The following is a 20,347-nucleotide window of genomic DNA, read 5'->3' as shown; positions in this document are numbered from 1 at the left end:
GAGATCCGCCCAACGGTGACACGCCATAGGGCGCAAGAGCCGGAATTTTTTTCTGTTGCTTGCCGAGACTGTATCCGAATTCGATCGAAAGAGTGCGGCTTTTGCGTACCAACACACCGTGCGGCGTGTATCGAACGCGCCGTTGTGCATCTGCGCTGCTCGCCTTGCACTAGCACACAGGCCTGCGCAAATGCCACGTTAGACCGCCAAAAGCGGCGACTGTGGATATACTGCGATGCAACACGAAATATCGGAATGGTGGCGCAATACGATTGCGCCATTTCGGTTCGTTGGTGCAGTCACTGAATATCCCCATCTGCGTACAACTGCATAGGCCACGCCATTGCCAAATCATGATGGCGTGCTTAACTGTTTATACGGGTTTTTTCCTTAACCGGGGGAATGTCTGTCAAACCTCTTCTAATCTTTGGTCAAGGACCAGGGTCGGTCGGGCATAAGACGGCAGTAGAGCGGAATATACGGTTTTCCGATCTGCAATGATGTCGCAGTATTCGCCATAATGTGCGCAGATTGACGCAGGGTAATGCGGGGGTGTTGAATGGAAAAGACTATCTGGAGTGAAGTTTCGCTCGATCTGTCCACTACAATACGCGACGTGAAGCGCGAACGCGGGCATGAACCCGGCAGCCTGGATGCCGCGCGGGGCCTGATCATCGGACTTGCTATCAGCCAGGTGTTCTGGCTGCTTCTGGTGGCGTGCGTTGTGTTATTCTGGACACACCGGATCTGACACCGGCGACTTGACGATATTGAGGCCGATGCAACTGCGCGCCTTCGGCACTGGCGCACCAGCGCATTGGCTCTCGGCGCAAGAGTTGCAGCTTAGCAAATCGCGGCATATTTCTATGTCGTAGTGCGCCAGCAGAGCCAGAGGCAACGTCTGCGGCGCCATTCAGCAGGCACCACGGCCACTGAGCACCGCCGGCACGGTCCGCGCCAAAATCAACAGGTACAGCCGCAGCGATCGACCCCGCGCAAAGGCGACATCAAACGCGACGCGGCGGCGGTACGATGTATCCGCATCGCGCTGCACCTGCCACAGCCCGGTAACCCCCGGACGCACCCGGCAATATATCGCGTAATGGCGGCCATAGCGCGGAATTTCCGCCTCGACGATCGGGCGCGGCCCGACCAGGCTCATATCGCCCCACAGCACCGTGAACAGCTGCGGCAATTCATCCAGGCTGGTGCGACGCAGAAACCGGCCGATCGGAGTTACCCGCGGGTCGCTGCGCAATTTGTGGCTCGTCTGCCATTCCGCCCGTGCCGCAGGGTCGCTGTCGAGCAGCGCCTTGAGCTGCGCATCGGCATCGACCGCCATCGTGCGGAATTTGAGGCAGGCGAACCGCCGGCCATGCCGCCCGACGCGGGCGTGTGCGAACAGCAGCGGCCCCGGGCTGGTCAGCTTGACCGCGAGCGCCACGAACACCATGACCGGAAACGCGAGGAGCAGTACCAACAACGCGCCGGCGATGTCGAACAGACGGATGAGGCCATCGTCGATGCGCGTGCCGGGCAGCATGTCGCCGGCCACATAGGATGCCGCAACCAAGGCCCCGCCGTCGCGACCGTCCCGGGCTCCGGATTGCATCGCATCGAAGGCCCGCAGCAGCGTGGATCGCTGAAACATCAGCTTTGACCGGAATGGTGATCCGGAAGCAGCCGCCAGCGCGGTATCCGCCTGCTCATGGAGGATCGGGGCCAGTCCGGCGGGCGGCGCTTCAACACAATGAGGGGTGGCTGATCGTTGCGGACGCACCGGGCGTCTCCCTGTTGCTCGGCCAATCGCGACAGCGCGATCATGCACAGGAACGATGGCGGTATGCGCGCCGCAGGTCAGCGAAGGATAGACCCGGGACGGTTCGATTGGGGCTTCGTTACGTGCCGCAAGCGGGCCCGGGCATCCCGATCAGCGCAAATAGCCCAGCGCCCAAAAGATGATCACCCACAGCGCGCCCGACCCGACCAGCGGTATCGCCAGCCGAACCCAACCAGGATAAAGCGGTAGCGGGGGTTCCACCGGACTTTGCGCAAAAGCCCAAAGATTCTGGTGCATTGCGTGGACCGGCGACGCGACAAAACCATCGTGATCGCGCGCGGCGCGCGGACGACGCTGCTCATCGGCAGCGGGTTCGGGACGGAAACGGACTTTGCGCTGGGGCATGGTGAAACCTCGACACCCCGTGGACTAGCGCGTCGGTGCTTAATCCACGCAACCGGGCGCATAAGCATTACCCCGCATTGATCGAAGCGACCGACAACACATCTGCCCGGCGCCAGTTACATTCATTATCGATCAAATCATCCCCGCAATGCACCATCGAGCGGCTCGCCGACAATCGGGTAGCCCGCGTCGGAGGGAATCATCAGCCAGCGCACCCCGTCGCGCAGTTCGATCCAGGGCGAAATGGTCTGCACAGGCGTCACCAGCGCATGCGCGCGCGCCGTAGCGAAGTCGGGCCATAGCGCCAGCCGCTCCAGATTGCGGCGCGTCGGGAAAATCACCCTGATCCGCCCTGCATCGGCCAGATCCAGCGCGTCTTGGGCACTCGCCCAGAACACGTGAGCCGTCTCGGTGGCATCGGCAGCCAGGTCGAGCGCTCCGGTGCCGACATCGGCCAGGTAGAACCGCGTGTCGTAGACTTTTGCCTCCAGTTGGCGCGGGCACCAGCGGGCAAAGGGTATCAAGCTGTCGAAATCGATCGTCCAACCTTCGTCCGCCAGGATCGCGCCCAGCGTATCCCCATCGAGCAGACGCTGCCGCGCGGCCACCGCGCGTGCGGCGGTCACCGGGCCGGTTACGCCGACGATCAGGCCGGTCTCCTCGAGCGCCTCACGCACGGCGGCGACCCGCGCCGCCGCATCATCGGGATCAAGCGCGGCAACCTGTGGCAACGACGCCGCGAGAGCCCGGACCAGAGCGTGATCCGAAAGATCGACCGCGCCGCCGGGAAAGACCGTTGCGCCGCCGGCAAAGGCCATCGCGCCCGACCGTTCCTGCAACAGCACCTGGGCGGGGCCGCCGGTGGCACTGCGCCGAAAGACCACCACCGTCGCGGCCGGCCGCGCCGCCGGAGCATCGCGTGACCCATCCTTCATGTTCTGCATGGGCTTACGATGCAACGATCCGCCGGTCTTGCCAAGAGGGATAGCGCCCAACCGCACCGTGTCGGGAGATTTTACAGATGGCCCGCGCGGCGGATCGGTGCGCAGAGCGAATAGCGCGGTTTTTCGGCAGTCGCGCCAATTGGCACGGACCATGCATAACATGGTTTGTCCCGAAGATGCCCCGAATGATGAGGCGGAACCAGTCCCCTAGTCCAAAGTTCCGCCTCTCAGTCCCAAACGAATTCAGTCCCCTGAATAAGCCAAGTCCCCGAGTATCCCTGAAGACAATTCGGTCTCCCCCCGAAACCTTCGTGTCCCCACACAAAAAAGCGGCCCCTGTTTCCGACAGGGGCCGCTTTTTTGTCTAGGGGCAACATCGTGCCGGAGTGCGGCAAGGTTCAGCCGGCGTGCGCGACGCCGGATTCGGCCATCAGCGTTTCCAGTTCGCCCGCTTCGAACATTTCCATCATGATGTCCGACCCGCCGACGAATTCGCCTTTGACATACAGCTGCGGGATGGTTGGCCAGTCCGAAAACGCCTTGATACCCTGGCGCACTTCCTGATCCTGCAACACGTCCACGGTCGAATATTCGACGTTCAGCCGCTCCAGTATGGCGATCGCACGGCTGGAAAACCCGCATTGCGGAAACAGCGGCGTGCCCTTCATGAACAGGACCACGTCATTGCCTTTGACGATTTCGGTGAGGCGGGCGTTGGTGGCGGTCTGCAACATGGGCTGAGCGGTCCTTTGAAATACGGGTTTGAACGACTGTTGCGTTTCAGGTGGGCACGGCCGTAGTCAATTGCAAGGCATGCAGGGCCCCGCCCATGCGCCCGCCGAGCGCGGCATAGACCGCCTTGTGCTGCGCCACGCGGCTGATCCCGCCGAACGCGCCTGATACGACATGCGCGGCATAATGATCGCCATCGCCGGCCAGATCGGTAATCGTGACTTGCGCGTCGGGCAGTGCGGCGCGGATCATCGCAGAAATATCATCAGCGGCCATCGCCATCAGCTGTCTCCCATCAATTGGCGTTTAGCCTCGACCGTGCGGGCCGAAAGCGAGGTGCGGACTTCGGCCTCGGTCACATGGACGCCCGATTGCAGGATATCGCCCAGCACCTTGCGGATGACATCCTCGTCGCCCGATTCCTCGAACTCGGCCTGGACCACCGATCGCGCATACGATTCGGTCTCGGCCTGGTCGAGGCCCATGCGCACCGCCGCCCATTGGCCAAGCAGCCGGTTGCGGCGTGCCTGGATACGGAACATCATTTCCTCGTCGTGATCCAGGCCGTCTTGAGCGCCAGCGCGGGCGTGGTCTCCAAAACCCTTCATTTGCGGCAGTCCCTTTCGACGATCCGGTCCTGCGATAGGCAGCGAGGCGCGATCGGGCAAGCGTTATGCCGCAACGACGGTTGTCACAAGTCAAGGTGCAGTGCGATTGGTGTCGGCCGGTGGGGTCAGGCCGGTCCATGCGGCCAGGAACGCCATCACATCTGCCCCACCCGCGATCGTCTTGTCGAGCGGTCGGCCGCCGCCGTGGCCGGCATCGCTTTCCACGCGCAGCAGATGCGGCCGGTCGCCGATCGCCGCGGCCTGCAGCGCGGCGACATATTTGAAGCTGTGCGCCGGCACCACGCGGTCGTCGGTGTCGGCAGTCGTCACCAGGATCGCAGGATACTCATGCCCGCCGGCGATATTGTGGTACGGCGAATAGGCGCGCAGCGTGCGCCAGTCGGCCTCGTGCGCCGGATTGCCATAGTCGTCGATCCACGAGCGGCCTTGCGTAAACCGGTCGAAGCGCAGCATGTCCATCACCCCGACATCGGGATTGGCCGCGACGAACAGGTCGGGCCGCTGGTTGATCACGGCCGCCACCATCATCCCGCCATTCGATCCGCCTTGCGCGGCCAGGCCGCCCTGGCGCGCGATGCCCTGGCGCACCAGGTATTCGCCCGCTGCGATGAAGTCGTCGAAACTGTTCTGTTTGTGCGGTCCCCGGCCCGCCTCGTACCACGCCGGGCCGAGTTCGCCGCCGCCGCGCACTGATGCCACGGCAAACACGCCGCCCGCCTCGAGCCAGGCCATGCGCCACGGCGAATAGCCCGGATTGAGCGCGATATCGAACCCGCCATAGCCATACAGCAGCGTCGGCGCTGCCTTGCCCACGTCGGCGCGTTTGCGCACGATCGTCAGCGGCACCATCGTGCCGTCGCGCGACGGATATTGCCGTTCCTCGATCACATAATCCGCCGGATTGAACGGCACCGTCGGCTTTGCAAACGGCGCCACGCGCCCGCTGTGCAAGTCCATGCGGTAGATCGTCGGCGGCTGGTTGTAGCTTGAGTATTGATAGAATGTCTCGGAATCGCCGGGGTGGCCGTCAAAGCCGGTCGCCGCGCCATTGCCGGTGATCGTCAGCGCCTGGGCCGGCCGGCCGTTGAGATCGGTGACAACCGCCACGCGCTGCCCGCCGACGAGGTACGACAGGATCAGCCGGTCTCCGACGATCCGGCCCGTTTCCAGCAGGCTATGTCGCTCGGCCATGACCGTGGTCACGGCGAGTTTCAGCCCGGGATGCGACGCCTGTGTCCCCCGGGTGTCCCGCGGCGCCAGATCGATCCGCACCAGCCGGTTATTCGGCGCGCCGTCGTTGGTGATGAACCACAGCCGGTCGCGCGTGCCATCGACCAGTTTCCAGTCATGATCGAGGCCGGGCACCAGCGGCAGGACGGTCCATTTCCCATCCACGCGCGGTGCCGCCAGGTCGATCAGATGGATCGCGCGCGCCGCGCCGGTGCCGGCCTCGGTCGAAATAACCGCCCAGTGGCCGTCCGCAGTGACTTGCGCCTTGTGTCCCCAGTCGGGGTGGTCGGGCGTCGCATAGACCAGTTCGTCGGCATCCTGGCCCGTACCGACGCGGTGAAACCAGATCGCCTTGTCATGCGACGGCGCCTGGAATTCATCTGCCGCGCGCGGCGCCGGATAGCGCGAATAGAGAAATCCGCCGTCGCCGACCCATCCGATCAGCGTGTCGTTGGCCCATTCCAGCCTGTCGGCCAACGTCTCGCCCGCGCCTGTCGCGGCGGCCGCGCCCGCATCGACAACCCGGATCGTGCGCCAGTCGCTGCCCGCATGCTGTTCGCTGTAGGCCAGATAGCGTCCGCTGGGCGACGGCACCCAGGCGTCAAGCGCATAGGCCACCGCGGCGTGATTGGGATCGATCAGCAGCCGGTCTGCGCCGGCCAGTCCATCGCGCACATACAACGCCGACTGGTTCATCAACCCGCTGTTGCGCATGAAGAAATAGCGGTGCCCGGCCTTGCGCGGCAGGCTGTAGCGTTCGTAATCGTAAAGCGTGCGCAACTGCGCTGCGAAATCGTCGCGCCCGGGCAAAGCCGCCAGATACCCGCGCGCCAGCGTGTTTTCGCGTCCGACCCAGTCCGCGACGGCGGGATCGCTGCGGATGTCGCCCTCCAGCCAGCGCCACGGATCGGCTACGGTTTCGCCGAACATGTGGTCGCTGATCCCGTCACGGCGCGCCGCCGGATAGCGCGACGATGGCAGGGCCAGGTTGCTGGTGGGTTTGATCGTCGGATTGTCGGAATGCGCGGGCGATGCCGTATCGGACGCACCGATACGCGACACGCTGATATCTGCCGCATCGGCATCCGCTTTGCCCGTCCCGGCCAGCGCCGGCACTCCATAAAGTGCAAGACCAACGGTGCCGCTCAGCAACACCCGTTTCAGGCCCATCCATTCCCGGTTTTTCATCGTTTTATCGTCGTGTGACGTAGCACATCGCCACACTGGCAACGAGGGAAATCTACATGTCGCGCTGGGCCCGCAACGTGCGGGGCAGCAGGAACACCAGCGGCATGGCCAGCAGCGATGTCGCGGTGTTGACCACCACGAGCCCTTCGAAGTGCCAGCCATGATGGTCGAGCAGATTGGCACCGACGATATCGGTGCCAAACAGCGCAAACGCGCGCACGCTGATCATCAGCGCATAGCCCAGGCTTTCGCTGCCGCGCGGCGTCGCCCGCGCCGCCAGATCGAGAAACGCCAGTTCGGCCAGCGCAAACCCGGTGCCGTTGATCGCCTCGATCACGAACGCCGCCGGAACGCTGGTGTAGAACAGGTACAGCGCCTGCGTACACGCATTGGCGCCGATCCCGATCAGCAACAGCGCCTGCAACGAAAGCTGGCGGCACAGCCGCGTATACACGAGCGCGGTCGCGATTCCCGCCAAATAGGCCGCGAACACGAGCCACCCCTGGCCGCCCGTGGTCATCCGCAGCTCGTTCTGCTGCCGGAAAAACAGCGCGCTTTCGGTGCCCGGCGCAATGAAGAACACCAGCATGATCGCGCCCGCCGCCCACATCGGCCGCGCCGCGCCGATCGTACGCAACTGGTGCCACAGCGCCGAAACCGGCTGCGCCGGCAAATGCCGCTCGGGCAGGAATATCGCCGCAACCGGCACCAGCGCCGCCACCACCACAGCGCAGGCCAGAGCCGTCCAGCTGAAATCCGTCCCCGCCAAATACCCCGATACCGGCGCGCCCACCAGAAAACACAGCGCGTTCGTCGCCTGCCGGATCCCCGCCAGCTTTCCCGCCGAACCATTTGCCTGCGCCGTCTCGACCAACAGGCCCCCGGTGGCGCAACTGACCAGCACCATCGCCGACGACGTCAGCGCCATGGCCAGCTGCAGCGGCGCATAGTCGTGCGGCACCAGCCCGGTGATTGCCCAGCCTCCACTCGCCAGCGCCGCCCCGACGATCAGGTACGATCGCCGCCGCGAGCCGAACAACGGAAACGCGTCGATCATCGCGCCAAACAGCGGCTGCAGATACCAGGCAAAGCCGGTGACGAACAAGAATGCCGCCATCCCGGTGCGATCGAGGTGCAGATCATTCTTCAACAGATTGCGCAGCGGAATCCGCGCCAGCAGATTATGCTGCGCCAGCGTCGTTGCCACGATTCCGATCATCACCACGAAACTGGCGCGCCAGAACGGCACGGCACCAGACTGGCCCCGCGACGGCTCGCCGTCGAAGAGCTCGGCCGCCGGCGCTTCATGCATGAGGCTTTTGCCTCCGGACAAAAGTCTGGTTCCTCCGCTGGTGGTGTGCGGCCACAATGGCGGAGCGGTCCCGAGCGTTCAAGGCGAGCCGGGTCAAGGCCGCAGCCCTTTTAAGCGTCCCCCGGCGGGATCGGCTGTTGCGCTATCATCCCGTCCCTTGCCTTGCGCAGGTTTCCGGCGGTAGCATGGATGGCGCGGCAAAGGAGAAAGACACCCATGACCGACGGCGAACTTGATCTCGTGCTTGAACGTGTCGTTGCGGCCACGCCAGCGCAACTGTGGCGCGCGTGGACAGAGCCCGATCTTGTCCGGCAGTGGTTCGCGCCCAAGCCCTATGGCGTCGCCAAAGTCGCAATAGACCTCCACCCGGGCGGCCAGTTCAACATTGTGATGTGCTCGCCGCAAGGCGATGCGTTTCCCGAAATGCCCGGATGCTTGCTGGTCGTCGAACCAGAGTGCCGGCTGGTGTGGACTGACGCCCTCGGCCCGCAATTCCGTCCGAATGCCCAATCGTTCATGACCGGCGAAATCACCATGACGCCGACCGCCGGCGGCACGCAATACCGCGCGCTCGTGCGCCACAAGAGCGCGGAAGACCGGACAAGGCACGAGGAAATGGGCTTCGCGCAGGGCTGGGCGCAGTGCCTCGACCAATTGGAGGAACTGGCGCGGCATTTATAACGATGGCCGATACGGGAAAACCTACCCCCCCATCGTCTTCTGCGCGCTGCCCTCTCACACAAGCACATCGTAAAGATCACGCCAATCCGGATTGCCCCGTTCGATCAGGTCGATTTTCCAATCCCGCCGCCATCGTTTCAGACGCTTCTCATGCGCGATGCATTCTGCGATCGTGTCCCCGCGCTCAGCCCATACCAGGCACCGGGCATTCTGCCGCACGCAAAAATCCGAACCCAGCACAATCCCGGGTCAAGCCCGGGATGACGGAGTTGGGTGGGGTTTTGAAGCGCGGGAGAGCGCATCGGAGCGACTGCCCCCAACCCACGTCATCAGGCCTGACCCGGGATTGTGCTTCTGTGGCGCGTCGCCAATCCGGCATGGCTCACCTTCAGACCCCAAAGACAAAAAAGGGCGGCGCCCGTCGGCACCGCCCCCCAACGTCACCGCTGATCCGAAAATCAGGCGGCTTCGTATTCGTCTTCGTCCGCGTTCATCACCGGGCCTGAATCCTGGCCCTTGGCAGATGTGTCACGGTCGACAAGTTCGATCACGGCGATCGGCGCCGCATCCGAGGCGCGGATGCCGGCCTTGATGATCCGGGTGTAGCCGCCCTCGCGCGTGGCGTAACGCTCGGCCAGAACTTCGAACAGTTTCTTTTCCTGCGTCGCGTCGAGCAGGCGCGCATGCGCCAGACGGCGATTCGACAGGCCACCATGCTTGCCCAGGCTGATCAGCTTTTCGACGTAAGGGCGAAGTTCTTTCGCCTTTGGCAAGGTCGTGGTGATCTGTTCGTGCTTGATCAACGCGGCTGCCATGTTGCGCAGCATCGCGATGCGGTGGGCGGAGGTGCGGCCGAGCTTACGCTGGCCCAGTCTATGACGCATGGTTCTTATCCGTTCGTTATGGATCCGTATCAGGTAACCCAGACCTGGCCGATGTTTTTAACGGGGTGGCCGTGTGTGCCCCGTTCGAAACCGCTGGGATTAACCCAGCAGTTCCTGTTCAAGCTTCTTCGCCATCTCTTCGATGTTTTCAGGCGGCCAGCCAGGAATATCCATCCCCAGACGCAGCCCCATCGAGGACAAGACTTCCTTGATTTCGTTCAGCGACTTGCGGCCGAAATTCGGCGTGCGCAGCATTTCCGCTTCGGTCTTCTGGACGAGATCGCCGATATAGATGATGTTGTCGTTCTTCAGACAATTTGCCGAACGCACCGACAGTTCCAGTTCGTCCACTTTCTTGAGCAGATAGCGGTTGAGCTGGTTCGCGTCGCTTTCTTCAGGCGCATGCGTTGCCATACCGGTGCCGGTGGTGGTGACATGGCCGGTCGGCAGCTGGTCGTCGAAGTGGACGAACAGCGACAGCTGGTCCTGCAGGATGCGCGCAGCGTAAGCCACGGCATCTTCGGGCGTGACCGTACCGTCGGTTTCGACGATCAGGTTGAGCTTGTCGTAGTCGAGCTCCTGCCCGATGCGTGCGGCATCGATCTTGTACGAAACCTGGCGCACCGGCGAATACAGCGAATCGATCGGGATCAGGCCGATCGGCGCGTCGATCGGACGGTTTGCAACCGCTGGGACATAACCCTTGCCGGTGTCGGCAGTCAGTTCCATGTTAAACGTCGCGCCTTCGTCGAGATGACAGATCACCAGATCCTTGTTCATCACTTCGATGTCGCCGGTCACCGCGATATCGCCCGCGCGCACTTCGCCGGGGCCCGTGGCCGACAGCTGCAGCCGCTTGGGGCCTTCGCCCTGCATCTTGAGTGCAATCTGCTTCACGTTCAACACGATGTCGGTGACATCTTCGCGCACGCCGGCAAGCGACGAGAACTCGTGAAGCACGTTTTCGATGCGGATCGAAGTCACTGCTGCGCCCTGAAGCGAAGACAGCAGCACCCGGCGCAAGGCATTGCCAAGCGTCAGGCCGAACCCGCGTTCCAGCGGTTCGGCCATGAAGGTCGCGCGGCGCTGCGGATCGTTGCCGGGTTTGACTTCAAGGGTGTTGGGCTTCTTCAGTTCCTGCCAGTTCTTGATATTGACAGTCATGGAATTCCCCTGGTTTGATCGGGTGTGCCGGTTGCAGCCTGCGTTGTCATGTGATCATCATGACTGGCTGCAATCGGTCAGGTAACAGACGGTGGCGGCGGTGCGACGGGCCCGATGGGGGTGCCCGCTGCGCCGGTCGCCACCAGGCAGATCAGACGCGACGGCGCTTCGACGGACGAACGCCGTTGTGCGGGATCGGCGTCACGTCGCGAATGGCGGTGATGGTGAAACCCACCGCCGCCAGCGCGCGCAGCGCGCTTTCACGACCCGAACCCGGGCCCTTTACTTCGACTTCGAGCGTACGCACGCCGTGTTCGGCGGCCTTTTTGCCGGCGTCGTCGGCCGCGACTTGCGCGGCATACGGCGTCGACTTGCGGCTGCCTTTGAAACCCATCATCCCGGCGGACGACCATGAAATGGCATTGCCCTGGGCATCAGTGATGGTGATCATGGTGTTGTTGAAGCTTGCATTCACGTGCGCAACACCACTGGTGATGTTCTTGCGCTCCCGCTTCTTGATACGCTGAGGTTCGCGTGCCATTTTATCTTAATCCTGTCGGAAAAACCGTGGGAAACCCGCAGGCGAAAAAACGCCTGAACCTGTATCCGGCCGCAACGGCCGGAAGGTGACGGGTTACTTCTTCTTGCCGGCGATCGGCTTCGACTTGCCCTTGCGGGTGCGCGCATTGGTGTGCGTGCGCTGGCCACGGACGGGCAGGCCTTTGCGGTGACGCAGGCCGCGATAGCAGGCCAGGTCCATCAGACGCTTGATGTTCATCGCGGTTTCGCGACGAAGATCGCCTTCCACGGTGTGATCGGCGTCGATCGCTTCACGGATCTGCAGCACTTCGGCGTCGGACAGGTCCTGCACGCGGCGGCTCTGGTCGATCCCGAGCTTTTCAGCGATCTGCTTGGCCTTGAACGGGCCGATTCCATGAATGTACGTCAACGCGACGATCACGCGTTTGTTTGTGGGGATATTCACCCCGGCAATACGAGCCACTTGGTTCTCCGTTTAAGCTCCACAGGGTTGTCGTAACTTGCGACGGGGGGCGATATGCCCACCTGTCGCCCGCACGGGCCCTATCTCATAGCGAAACACGCAAAACGCATGACAGCAGCCGCAACCTCATCAGTGCCCAAATGTGCGCTGACGAAAGTGGACTACCCCCAGACGGTTTCGAGTGAAAGGCGCGCTTAAGCGGATTCGCATGAGGCGTCAACCGCAATTCGGCACAAACGGCCGCGCCCCAACAGCGTGTCCGCAGATGCGGGCAGGTTGGGCGGCCTTGTCGGTCATAAATACCCGATTGTCACCCCAACGTCAAAAGGGTTTCGGTTTTCCTTGCTGTACAGCGGCTAACGATTTCGTTCATGCGTCAGTCCGGATTGGTACAATATGATGCACTGTATCATGAAACGATGAATGCGAGAGGATGCTGCCATGCCCGCCATACGCAAGGGTCTAACGAAATTCGGAACGCTTGTGGCACTGACCATGGCGGCGCCGGTACTGGGCGTGACACTGGGCGCTGCGCCCGCTTTCGCGCAGTTCGGGGTCGACGTTCGCATCGGGTATGCGCCCCCGCCGCTGCCGGACGAATACGATCAGGCGCCGTTGCCCGGCCCCGACTATATCTGGGTGCCCGGCACCTGGGCGTGGAGCGACGATATCGACGATTACTATTGGGTGCCCGGATATTGGGACCTGCCGCCCGAGCCCGGCTTGCTGTGGACACCGGCGTGGTGGGGCTGGGATTACAACGCGTACCGCTACCACCAGGGCTATTGGGGCCATCAGGTCGGCTGGTACGGCGGGATCGACTATGGCCATGGCTATCACGGCCACGGCTGGGACGGCGGGCGCTGGGACAACGGCCATATCTCGTACAATCGGGCGGTCATCAATGTAGACAATGCGCGCGTCAACAACGTCTATTATGCGCCGGTCGACCGCAATCGGGGGCCACGCGTCAGCTATAACGGCGGCAGGGGCGGTATTTCCGCGCAACCCCGGCCAGACGATCTGCGTGCGACGAACGCGCAGCGCTACGCCCCGACGCAAGAGCAGCAGCAGCGCTTTCGCCAGGCAGCCGGCAACCCGCGCGCAGCCGCGTCGCAAATCATCCCCACGTGGAGCCCGCCCGCCGTGCACCGTGTGGACAACACTGGCGCGCCCGTGGCGCGAGGCCCCGGGTCGGAGCGGGGCGGCCAGCGTGGACAGGGGCAAAACCCGCAAGCGTATCCGCAACAGCGCACTTTTCCGGGCGCTCCGGGCGCGCCGGCTGCGTCGCCACGGGCATACCAGTCGTCGCCCGGCTATGGCCAGCAAGCCCCGGGCACCAATGGTCAGGCGCGGGGATATACCGGCCAGGCACCCGGGTACAATGGCCGGGCACCGGGGTATAATGGCCAGGCGCCGGGATACAACGGTCAAGCGCCGGCGTACAACGGACGCGCGCCGGAATACGACCGGCAGGCGCCGAGAACGCCGCCCCAGTCGCAACCGGTGACGAATGCCGCGCGCACCATGCCGCCGCAAAACACGCCGCAATTCGGCAACCAGCGCGGCGACATGGGCGGCAACCGGCAGACCTATCAGCCCGTGCCGCAACGGCAGGTTCAACCCGCGCCCAATTATGGCCACGCGGCACCACCCCAGCAGCAGCAGCAAATGCAGCCCCGGCCTGCCCCGCAACCGCAGTTCCACGCCGCGCCGCCGCAACCTGCTCCGCGGCCTGCCGCCCCGCCGCCGCCACGGCCGCAACCACAGCGCAACGACAACGAGCGCCACGAACACCCCTGATCAAAACGCAGCAGCACTTGACGGTGGCGCCCTGCCCTTGCCATGAGCGGGCGCCACCGATCCGGAGATTGCCTTGTGACGAAACCCGCTTGCGCGCCTGCAATCGTCCTCGATGGCGGGACGGGTCGCGAACTGTTGCGGATCGGCGCGCCGTTTCGGCAGCCCGAATGGTCGGCGCTCGCGCTGATCGAGGCGCCGGACTACGTGACACGCGTGCACCAGAGCTATGTCGATGCGGGCGCCGACGTCATAACCACCAACACTTATGCGCTCGTGCCGTTTCATATCGGGGATGACAGGTTTGCGACGCATGGCGGCGAATGGGCCGCGCTTGCAGGGTCGCTTGCGCGGGCTGTGGCAAAGGCCGCACCGCGCCCGGTCGCGGTCGCCGGATCGCTGCCACCGGTATGCGGCTCGTACCGTCCCGATCTGGTCGACATCGACGCCGCGCGGCCGATCCTGGCGACGCTGGTCGCCGCGCTGACGCCGTATGTCGATCACTGGCAGGCCGAAACGCTGTCGTCGCTGAGCGAAGCCACGCTCGTCGGCGAATTGACCGCGCCCACGGGCAAGCCGCTGTGGCTGTCATTCACGATCGAAGATGGCGAAACCGGCGGCGAACCCAAATTGCGGTCGGGCGAAAGTGTCGCCGACGCGGCGCGGCTGGCCCACAGGATCGGCGCCCACGCGATCCTGTTCAATTGCAGCCAGCCTGAAGCGATGGCCGCGGCGGTGAAAACGGCACGTACAACGACCGATCTGGCCATCGGCGTCTACGCCAATGCCTTTCCGCCGCAAGGCGACGAGGCCGAGGCCAATTCGACGCTGCACGATATCCGGGCCGATCTCGATCCGGCGGGCTATGCCCGATTTGCAAGAGCGTGGCGCGAAGCCGGCGCGTCGATCGTGGGCGGATGCTGCGGAATCGGGCCGGAACATATCGCCGCCCTGGTTATTGATAACGAATAAGCTTATCGGACATAGGCAACCTTCCTTGGTGGTCATGTCTAGACATAAGCGCGATCATCCGATAGCCTTGCTGCTATGGGAACAAACGTTGCGTCCAGACATCATACACCCTCGATAGAATGGCCCACGCTGTTCCTGTCTGGCGTTATCTACTGCGGCTGGATCGCGGTTACCGCATTCCACGCACATCTCTCCTGGCCGCTCCTGCTCATTCTGGGCGCATGGCTGACCGCATGGCAGGGATCGCTGCAGCATGAGGTTATTCACGGCCACCCCACGCGAAAAACCTCGATCAATGATGCGATCGGGTTTCCCCCGGTGGCGATGTGGTTGCCCTATGCGATTTTCAAGCGCGATCACACGCTGCATCATGCAACGCCGCACCTGACCGATCCGCTCGACGATACCGAAAGCAGCTATCTGTCGCGCGAAGGGGGATTGCCCCATCTGCTCGTGGCGCTGGAGGCAACGCTCGCGGGGCGCATGCTGTTTGGCCCGCCCATCCGCGTCGCCCGGTTCTGGCTCGACGAAGCGCTGCGCGCCTGGCGTACGCCCGGTGCCTGGGCGCGCGACTGGGTGCCGCATCTGGTGGCCGTCGCGCTGGTCGTGTGGTGGCTGCACCATGTCGGGATGTCGCTGGGCACGTATGTGTTGTGTTTTGTATGGCCTGGCACATCGCTGGCGCTGATCCGCTCTTACGCCGAACATCGCGCCAGCCCTCACCCGGAGGCGCGCACCGCGCTCGTCACCGATTTCGGCCCGCTGGCGCTGCTGTTCCTGAACAACAATCTGCACACGTATCATCATCTACGGCCCGACCGGCCATGGTATACCCTGCCCGCGCTGTACCGTGCATCGCCCAACGATTTTCCGATGGCGCCGCATTATGCGCATTACGGCGTGATCTTCGCGCGATTTTTCCTGCGCCCGCATGACCGCCTGATCCATCCCGCACCGCTGCTCGAGTCGGTAACGCGCCCGCGTACGATGGCGATCCCGCCCGCCGCATGATCGCCTCGCTTGGCATGTACGATCCGCGCTGGCTGCGCGGCGCAAACGATCTGTTGTGGCAAGCGATCGCCGACCGCCTGCCCGCGAACATCGCGGCGCCAGCGGCGCTGACTCGCGATCGCCCGCTGGATGCCATCTGGAGCGCGCCCGATCTGTTGCTGGCGCAAACCTGCGGCTATCCCCTGATGACGCGGCTCGATGCGGCGGTGGTTGCAACGCCTGTCTATGATGCCCCGGGGAGCGAGGACGGATGGCACCGTTCGGCACTGATCGTGCGGGCCGATGATCGCGCGCAATCGTTGGCGGATCTGTCTGGCCGTCGCATCGCGATGAACGCGCGCGATTCCAACACCGGCATGAACCTGCCACGCGGTTTGATCGCGCCATTTGCGCAAGACGGCCGCTTTTTTGACGAAGTGATCGAGACCGGCGCGCACGCGCGCAGCCTGTGCGCGGTCATCGCCCGCCATGCCGATTGCGCGGCGATCGACGCGGTGACTCTGGCGCTGTGGCGCGACCGGTATCGCGGGATCGACCGCCGGATTCGCGTGCTGGCCTGGACTGAGCCGACCCCGGGCCTGCCGCTGATCACCGCCGCCAACCAGTCCGCCGAAGTGATCGCCCCGCTGCGCGAAGCATTGGCCGATGTCATGATCGACCCGGCGCTGCATAAGGCGCGTGCGGCCTTGCGCCTGACCGGTATCGTCGTCATCGATCGCACCGCGTACGGCGCGGTCACGGCAGTTGAACAGCGCGCCATTGCATCGGGTTACCCGCAACTCGCGTAAACCGATGTGCGCGCGACATATCCTCCCCGGTCCGGGCTAGTGGATGCACACAAGTCAAAAGAAGGGCCTCCGGCGGCCAAGGGCCATCGCCCATAGGCGCTAACTTTGTTTTTTCTCATCTTCCCGGGCTTGACCCGGGATCCCGCTTTTCTTTCGCGGTACCTTCAAATTCGGGCATTTCCGCGCCGAAGAAGCGGGACCCCGGGTCAAGCCCGGGGCGACGGTATTGTTATGTTAGCGCCTATGGGCCATCGCCCTTGGAACCCGAAATCTTTGGATTTGCGCAAATTCTTGGATCTTGCGCCCGCCGCGAAGCGGCTGGAAATCTGCCGCTTTGATAGCCGTTACGGTGACGATTTGCATCGGTTTCGCGCCTAATTCGGGTTGGTCTGTACCGGGCGCTGTGGATCGCCCACTGCGCTGTCGAACTCGGAATTGACCGTATCCGTGCTGGGCTCATCGCTTTTCGGCGGATTTGTCGTCGTTGCGGCCTTGCCGGTCTTGCGCACCGCCTTGCCGGCCTTTTTCACCACTGCCGGGGCAACAGGTGCCGGCACCTCGACAAGCGGCGAGTCATCAGCAGGAACCGGCGCGAGTGCCGCTTTTCGCGGCGCGGTCCTCGAGCGCCTGGAACCGGGCTTACCGCCCCCCGAAGGCGCAACGTCCTGCGGGATCGCATCCACGTGCAACGGCCCACCGACAAGCGCGGTTGCCGGCGTTGCGGGTGGCAACGCAGCGGGCGCGGGCACAGGCCCTGGAATGCCATCGCTGGGCGGCAGGCTCCAGATGCGGCCACGCGGCAACAGCAGACCCTGCTTGTCCAGGCCCTGTCCGCCAGCGGCCGGCGCATCCTGCGGCGCTGCGTCCTGGGCGGGTTGCGGCGCGGCCGCGCGCTGTTCGACCTGTTGCGCCCCGGCCACGCCTGCGAATCCATGCGCCAGGCTCAGCAACTGGTTGGCCATCACCGTGTCGACTGCCGGTTGAATCTTGTCCGCCGGATAGCGCATATAGCCGCCCACCACGTATTCAAAGATCACGCGCGTGCCGCCGTCCACCTCTTTCAAAGTCACGGTCAGCGTCGCGCTGACGCCCTCGCTTTGCAACGGGCCTAGCGCACCGACCATCCGCAGCGCCTTGCCGCGCTCGGCATAGACCACGCGCATGTGTTCGACCCCGCCACGCGACGGGCCGCGCACCGTACCTTTCGCGCCCTTGACCATGTCACCCGGCAGTCGTTCGCAAAAACATCCGCCCGCCACCGGGTCGAGCGACATGTTGGCGGCATCGCCCGAAAACGTGTGATCCGACGACCACCATACCGCCGGCGTAACCAGGCGTTTCCATACCGCCGCCGGCGTGGCCGCAACGATGACCCCGTTGCGCGACGCAAACCCTTGCGCCGATTGATCGACGATATCAGCCTGTGCCGGAACCGCATTCGCCGCCATGCCGATCAGCAATCCGGCCAAAACCGGGCGAAACGCCGTCATACCGATTCTCCTGCACCAATCTCCGTCACACTCCGGAGTCATAACGAAAAAACCCGGCGAGTCCGACTCGCCGGGTCCGATATTCGCGTCCCTTGCGCAACTTACGCGATGATCGCTTCGATCGCGGCGGTTACGGTGTCCATGTCCGCCATGCCATCGATGTGCGACACGATCCCTTGCGCATCATAGATCGGCAGGATCGGCGCGGTCTTGGCGCGGTATTCGGCCATGCGCGTGCGTACGGTCGCTTCATTGTCATCGGGGCGGCGCTTGAATTCGTGACCGCCGCATTTGTCGCACGTGCCCTCGACTGCGGGGCGTTCAAACCGGTCATGATAGCCCTTGCCGCATGTCGCGCAGGTATATCGACCGGTAATGCGCTCGACCAGCGCGTCTTCATCGACATCAAGCTCGATCACATGGTCGAGCCTGCGCCCGCGATCGCTCAGGATTGTCGCGAGTGACGCAGCCTGCGGCGCGGTGCGCGGATAGCCGTCGAAAATCGCGCCGGTATCGGGGCTCATCGCGTCAAGCTCTTCGCCGATCAGCGCCGAGACGATGTCATCCGACACCAGCTCGCCCGCATCCATTACCGCCTTGGCCTGCAAGCCAACCGCTGTGCCCGCCTTGACAGCAGCACGCAGCATGTCGCCGGTCGACAACTGCTTCAGGCCATGACGCTCGACCAGGCGCTGTGCCTGGGTGCCCTTGCCCGCGCCGGGTGGTCCCAACAGGATGATGTTCACTGGCAGATCCCCTCTATTCCGTTCGGAGCGGATTATCCCCGCCCCGCCAGGTCGTCGTCACGCTTAACGCATGCGACCCTTCAGCTTCGCCTTCTTGATCAGGTCGCCATACTGGTGTGCCAGCAGGTGCGACTGAATCTGCGTGATGGTATCGACCGTTACGTTGACCACGATCAGCAGGCTGGTGCCACCGAAGAACAGCGTACCCATGCCTGTTTCCGCCATGATCCATTCGGGCACGACGCACACGATCGTGATATATGCCGCACCAAGCACGGTGATGCGCGTCAGCACGTAGTCCAGATAAACCGCAGTGTTCCGGCCCGGACGAATGCCCGGAATGAACCCGCCGTTGCGCTTCAGGTTGTCGGCGGTTTCTTCCGGATTGAACACCACCGCGGTGTAGAAGAAGCTGAAAAAGATGATGCCCAGTGCGTAAAGCAGCATGTACAGCGGCTTGCCGTGGCCCAGCACCTGGTTGAGCGTAACGATGACGCGCCCGGTGATCGTGTCGGGCGAAACCGACTTGCCGGCAAATTGCGTGATCGTCAGCGGCAGCAGCAGCAGCGAGCTGGCGAAAATCGGCGGGATGACGCCAGCGGTGTTGAGCTTGAGCGGCAGATGGCTGCGTTCGGCGGCCATCATGCCGTTTTGCGATGCGCGGCGCGGATACTGGATCAGCAGGCGGCGCGAGGCGCGCTCGACGAAACAGATGAACACGACGATCGCCAGCAGCAGCAGCACGACACCGATGATCGCAAACGGGTTCAGCGAGCCGGTGCGGCCCTGTTCGAACAGATTGCCGAAGAATTTCGGCATCTGCGCGACGATGCCGGCCATGATGATCAGCGACACCCCATTGCCGATACCCCGGCTGGTGATCTGTTCGCCCAGCCACAACAGGAACATCGTTCCGCCGACCAGGCTTATCACGGCACCAACCTTGAACATGTAGCCGGGGTCGACCACGGCCTGGATACCCGACGCCGCGCCATAGCTTTCGAGGCCCGTGGCGAGGAACCAGCCCTGGAGGATGGTCAGGAACACCGCGCCATAGCGCGTATACTGGTTCAGCTTCTTGCGGCCGCTTTCGCCTTCCTTTTTATAGGCGGCCAGCGCGGGGTGCAGCGACGATCCAAGCTGCACCACGATCGACGAGGTAATATACGGCATCACACCCAGCGCGATCAGGCTCATGCGCTGCAGCGACCCACCCGAAAAGGTGTTGAAGATGTCGAGCACGCCGCCCTGGGTCTGCTTGTACAGCGATTCCAGCGCAAGTGGATTGACACCGGGCAGCGGCACGAAGCTCATGAACCGGAAGACGATCAGCGCACCGATCGTGAACCAGATCCGCTTTTGCAGATCGGTGGCCTTGGAAAAATTGGCCATGCTGAGATTGCTGGCGAGATTGTCGGCGCGTGAAGCCATGATCGGAACCGAAGCCTTTCGGACTTTTGTTTACGTGTTGGGGGCGCAGATCACCGTCGCCGGTTTTGTTCCCCCTAAAGCCGTGTCTTGCCCATATAGTACGGGCGCAGGGATGCAACACCCCTGCGCCCGCCGCAATTCACGCATTTAACGTAGA

At 63.5% G+C, this 20,347-nt stretch carries 21 protein-coding genes and 1 pseudogene; 6 read left to right on the top strand and 16 right to left on the bottom strand.

Going from position 1 to position 20,347, the window contains the following annotated elements; all coding sequences use genetic code 11:
* The first annotated feature begins 559 nt into the window (after positions 1 to 559).
* Entirely contained in the window at positions 560 to 751 is a 192-nt protein-coding gene (locus ACOOE2_RS07595) for a hypothetical protein (protein WP_420382408.1), read from the top strand.
* Positions 752 to 913: 162 nt separating this feature from the next.
* Here ACOOE2_RS07595 and ACOOE2_RS07590 read toward each other — a convergent pair whose 3' ends face one another.
* The 8 genes from ACOOE2_RS07590 to ACOOE2_RS07555 all read right to left on the bottom strand — a co-directional run bounded on the left by ACOOE2_RS07590 (position 914) and on the right by ACOOE2_RS07555 (position 8,220).
* Positions 914 to 1,651: a sugar transferase gene (locus ACOOE2_RS07590; protein ID WP_420382407.1), complete on the bottom strand. Its 738-nt coding sequence runs from the start codon at positions 1,649 to 1,651 to the stop codon at positions 914 to 916.
* Between the two features lie 279 nt (positions 1,652 to 1,930).
* A complete protein-coding gene (locus tag ACOOE2_RS07585) occupies positions 1,931 to 2,185 on the bottom strand; it encodes a hypothetical protein (RefSeq protein ID WP_420382406.1) in 255 nt (84 codons plus the stop codon).
* 137 nt (positions 2,186 to 2,322) lie between these two features.
* Positions 2,323 to 3,282 carry an NUDIX hydrolase gene (locus tag ACOOE2_RS07580; protein ID WP_420382405.1) on the bottom strand — a complete coding sequence of 320 codons (960 nt, stop codon included), beginning with the start codon at positions 3,280 to 3,282 and terminating at the stop codon, positions 2,323 to 2,325.
* A 245-nt stretch (positions 3,283 to 3,527) separates the two neighbouring features.
* On the bottom strand, positions 3,528 to 3,863 hold the full coding sequence (gene grxD, locus ACOOE2_RS07575; protein ID WP_420382404.1) for a Grx4 family monothiol glutaredoxin: 336 nt from the start codon (positions 3,861 to 3,863) through the stop codon (positions 3,528 to 3,530).
* Positions 3,864 to 3,909: 46 nt separating this feature from the next.
* Entirely contained in the window at positions 3,910 to 4,143 is a 234-nt protein-coding gene (locus ACOOE2_RS07570) for a BolA/IbaG family iron-sulfur metabolism protein (RefSeq protein WP_420382403.1), read from the bottom strand.
* On the bottom strand, positions 4,143 to 4,469 hold the full coding sequence (locus tag ACOOE2_RS07565) for a DUF1476 domain-containing protein (RefSeq protein WP_420382402.1): 327 nt from the start codon (positions 4,467 to 4,469) through the stop codon (positions 4,143 to 4,145). Before ACOOE2_RS07565 ends, ACOOE2_RS07570 begins: the two co-directional genes overlap by 1 nt.
* Positions 4,470 to 4,559: 90 nt before the next feature.
* The gene (locus ACOOE2_RS07560; protein ID WP_420382401.1) at positions 4,560 to 6,908 is read right to left on the bottom strand and encodes a prolyl oligopeptidase family serine peptidase; all 2,349 of its coding nucleotides are present in this window, start codon (positions 6,906 to 6,908) and stop codon (positions 4,560 to 4,562) included.
* A 52-nt stretch (positions 6,909 to 6,960) separates the two neighbouring features.
* Positions 6,961 to 8,220, bottom strand: coding sequence for an MFS transporter (locus ACOOE2_RS07555; RefSeq protein WP_420382400.1), 1,260 nt, complete (start codon positions 8,218 to 8,220; stop codon positions 6,961 to 6,963).
* A gap of 216 nt (positions 8,221 to 8,436) precedes the next feature.
* Here ACOOE2_RS07555 and ACOOE2_RS07550 point away from each other — a divergent pair, with 216 nt between their 5' ends.
* Complete coding sequence (locus ACOOE2_RS07550; protein ID WP_420382399.1) at positions 8,437 to 8,901, top strand: SRPBCC family protein; 465 nt, start codon at positions 8,437 to 8,439, stop codon at positions 8,899 to 8,901.
* A 54-nt stretch (positions 8,902 to 8,955) separates the two neighbouring features.
* On the opposite strand, the pseudogene ACOOE2_RS07545 reads toward ACOOE2_RS07550, so the two are convergent.
* From ACOOE2_RS07545 to rpsM, 5 genes and pseudogenes are all read right to left on the bottom strand, one after another.
* Positions 8,956 to 9,135 (bottom strand): annotated as a pseudogene (locus ACOOE2_RS07545) (GIY-YIG nuclease family protein); the annotation flags it as partial.
* Between the two features lie 224 nt (positions 9,136 to 9,359).
* A complete protein-coding gene (rplQ, locus tag ACOOE2_RS07540; protein WP_420382398.1) occupies positions 9,360 to 9,785 on the bottom strand; it encodes a 50S ribosomal protein L17 in 426 nt (141 codons plus the stop codon).
* Positions 9,786 to 9,884: 99 nt separating this feature from the next.
* Positions 9,885 to 10,949 carry a DNA-directed RNA polymerase subunit alpha gene (locus tag ACOOE2_RS07535; protein WP_420382397.1) on the bottom strand — a complete coding sequence of 355 codons (1,065 nt, stop codon included), beginning with the start codon at positions 10,947 to 10,949 and terminating at the stop codon, positions 9,885 to 9,887.
* A 151-nt stretch (positions 10,950 to 11,100) separates the two neighbouring features.
* Entirely contained in the window at positions 11,101 to 11,490 is a 390-nt protein-coding gene (gene rpsK, locus ACOOE2_RS07530) for a 30S ribosomal protein S11 (protein WP_420382396.1), read from the bottom strand.
* Between the two features lie 93 nt (positions 11,491 to 11,583).
* Positions 11,584 to 11,952, bottom strand: coding sequence for a 30S ribosomal protein S13 (rpsM, locus tag ACOOE2_RS07525; RefSeq protein ID WP_420382395.1), 369 nt, complete (start codon positions 11,950 to 11,952; stop codon positions 11,584 to 11,586).
* 441 nt (positions 11,953 to 12,393) lie between these two features.
* On the opposite strand from rpsM, the gene ACOOE2_RS07520 reads away from it, so the two are divergent.
* The 4 genes from ACOOE2_RS07520 to ACOOE2_RS07505 all read left to right on the top strand — a co-directional run bounded on the left by ACOOE2_RS07520 (position 12,394) and on the right by ACOOE2_RS07505 (position 16,523).
* Positions 12,394 to 13,755 carry a hypothetical protein gene (locus tag ACOOE2_RS07520; protein WP_420382394.1) on the top strand — a complete coding sequence of 454 codons (1,362 nt, stop codon included), beginning with the start codon at positions 12,394 to 12,396 and terminating at the stop codon, positions 13,753 to 13,755.
* A 75-nt stretch (positions 13,756 to 13,830) separates the two neighbouring features.
* Positions 13,831 to 14,724, top strand: coding sequence for a homocysteine S-methyltransferase family protein (locus tag ACOOE2_RS07515; RefSeq protein WP_420382393.1), 894 nt, complete (start codon positions 13,831 to 13,833; stop codon positions 14,722 to 14,724).
* A gap of 75 nt (positions 14,725 to 14,799) precedes the next feature.
* Positions 14,800 to 15,735, top strand: a complete 936-nt coding sequence (locus ACOOE2_RS07510) for a fatty acid desaturase (protein ID WP_420382392.1) — start codon at positions 14,800 to 14,802, stop codon at positions 15,733 to 15,735.
* Positions 15,732 to 16,523: a phosphate/phosphite/phosphonate ABC transporter substrate-binding protein gene (locus tag ACOOE2_RS07505; protein WP_420382391.1), complete on the top strand. Its 792-nt coding sequence runs from the start codon at positions 15,732 to 15,734 to the stop codon at positions 16,521 to 16,523. Before ACOOE2_RS07510 ends, ACOOE2_RS07505 begins: the two co-directional genes overlap by 4 nt.
* A gap of 374 nt (positions 16,524 to 16,897) precedes the next feature.
* On the opposite strand, the gene ACOOE2_RS07500 is transcribed toward ACOOE2_RS07505, so the two are convergent.
* The 3 genes from ACOOE2_RS07500 to secY all read right to left on the bottom strand — a co-directional run bounded on the left by ACOOE2_RS07500 (position 16,898) and on the right by secY (position 20,190).
* A complete protein-coding gene (locus ACOOE2_RS07500) occupies positions 16,898 to 18,013 on the bottom strand; it encodes an SRPBCC family protein (RefSeq protein ID WP_420382390.1) in 1,116 nt (371 codons plus the stop codon).
* Between the two features lie 101 nt (positions 18,014 to 18,114).
* Positions 18,115 to 18,759: an adenylate kinase gene (locus ACOOE2_RS07495; RefSeq protein ID WP_420382389.1), complete on the bottom strand. Its 645-nt coding sequence runs from the start codon at positions 18,757 to 18,759 to the stop codon at positions 18,115 to 18,117.
* Between the two features lie 63 nt (positions 18,760 to 18,822).
* Positions 18,823 to 20,190 (bottom strand): preprotein translocase subunit SecY, encoded by a 1,368-nt coding sequence (gene secY, locus ACOOE2_RS07490; RefSeq protein ID WP_420382388.1) that lies wholly within the window; start codon positions 20,188 to 20,190, stop codon positions 18,823 to 18,825.
* Positions 20,191 to 20,347: the final 157 nt, after the last annotated feature.

Source organism: Novosphingobium sp. (genome assembly GCF_965214355.1).
Taxonomy (GTDB): Bacteria; Pseudomonadota; Alphaproteobacteria; order Sphingomonadales; family Sphingomonadaceae; genus Novosphingobium.
Note: the sequence above shows the minus strand (reverse complement) of the source record. Positions and strands in the feature narration are given on the sequence as shown.

Bases quoted from the DNA above. Each gene is read 5' to 3' on its own strand.
- ACOOE2_RS07595 (WP_420382408.1), top strand. From the start codon at position 560: ATGGAAAAGACTATCTGGAGTGAAGTTTCGCTCGATCTGTCCACTACA.
- ACOOE2_RS07590 (WP_420382407.1), bottom strand. From the start codon at position 1,651: ATGTTTCAGCGATCCACGCTGCTGCGGGCCTTCGATGCGATGCAATCC.
- ACOOE2_RS07585 (WP_420382406.1), bottom strand. From the start codon at position 2,185: ATGCCCCAGCGCAAAGTCCGTTTCCGTCCCGAACCCGCTGCCGATGAG.
- ACOOE2_RS07580 (WP_420382405.1), bottom strand. From the start codon at position 3,282: ATGGTCCGTGCCAATTGGCGCGACTGCCGAAAAACCGCGCTATTCGCT.
- grxD (WP_420382404.1), bottom strand. From the start codon at position 3,863: ATGTTGCAGACCGCCACCAACGCCCGCCTCACCGAAATCGTCAAAGGC.
- ACOOE2_RS07570 (WP_420382403.1), bottom strand. From the start codon at position 4,143: ATGGCGATGGCCGCTGATGATATTTCTGCGATGATCCGCGCCGCACTG.
- ACOOE2_RS07565 (WP_420382402.1), bottom strand. From the start codon at position 4,469: ATGAAGGGTTTTGGAGACCACGCCCGCGCTGGCGCTCAAGACGGCCTG.
- ACOOE2_RS07560 (WP_420382401.1), bottom strand. From the start codon at position 6,908: ATGAAAAACCGGGAATGGATGGGCCTGAAACGGGTGTTGCTGAGCGGC.
- ACOOE2_RS07555 (WP_420382400.1), bottom strand. From the start codon at position 8,220: ATGCATGAAGCGCCGGCGGCCGAGCTCTTCGACGGCGAGCCGTCGCGG.
- ACOOE2_RS07550 (WP_420382399.1), top strand. From the start codon at position 8,437: ATGACCGACGGCGAACTTGATCTCGTGCTTGAACGTGTCGTTGCGGCC.
- rplQ (WP_420382398.1), bottom strand. From the start codon at position 9,785: ATGCGTCATAGACTGGGCCAGCGTAAGCTCGGCCGCACCTCCGCCCAC.
- ACOOE2_RS07535 (WP_420382397.1), bottom strand. From the start codon at position 10,949: ATGACTGTCAATATCAAGAACTGGCAGGAACTGAAGAAGCCCAACACC.
- rpsK (WP_420382396.1), bottom strand. From the start codon at position 11,490: ATGGCACGCGAACCTCAGCGTATCAAGAAGCGGGAGCGCAAGAACATC.
- ACOOE2_RS07520 (WP_420382394.1), top strand. From the start codon at position 12,394: ATGCCCGCCATACGCAAGGGTCTAACGAAATTCGGAACGCTTGTGGCA.
- ACOOE2_RS07510 (WP_420382392.1), top strand. From the start codon at position 14,800: ATGGGAACAAACGTTGCGTCCAGACATCATACACCCTCGATAGAATGG.
- ACOOE2_RS07505 (WP_420382391.1), top strand. From the start codon at position 15,732: ATGATCGCCTCGCTTGGCATGTACGATCCGCGCTGGCTGCGCGGCGCA.
- ACOOE2_RS07500 (WP_420382390.1), bottom strand. From the start codon at position 18,013: ATGACGGCGTTTCGCCCGGTTTTGGCCGGATTGCTGATCGGCATGGCG.
- secY (WP_420382388.1), bottom strand. From the start codon at position 20,190: ATGGCTTCACGCGCCGACAATCTCGCCAGCAATCTCAGCATGGCCAAT.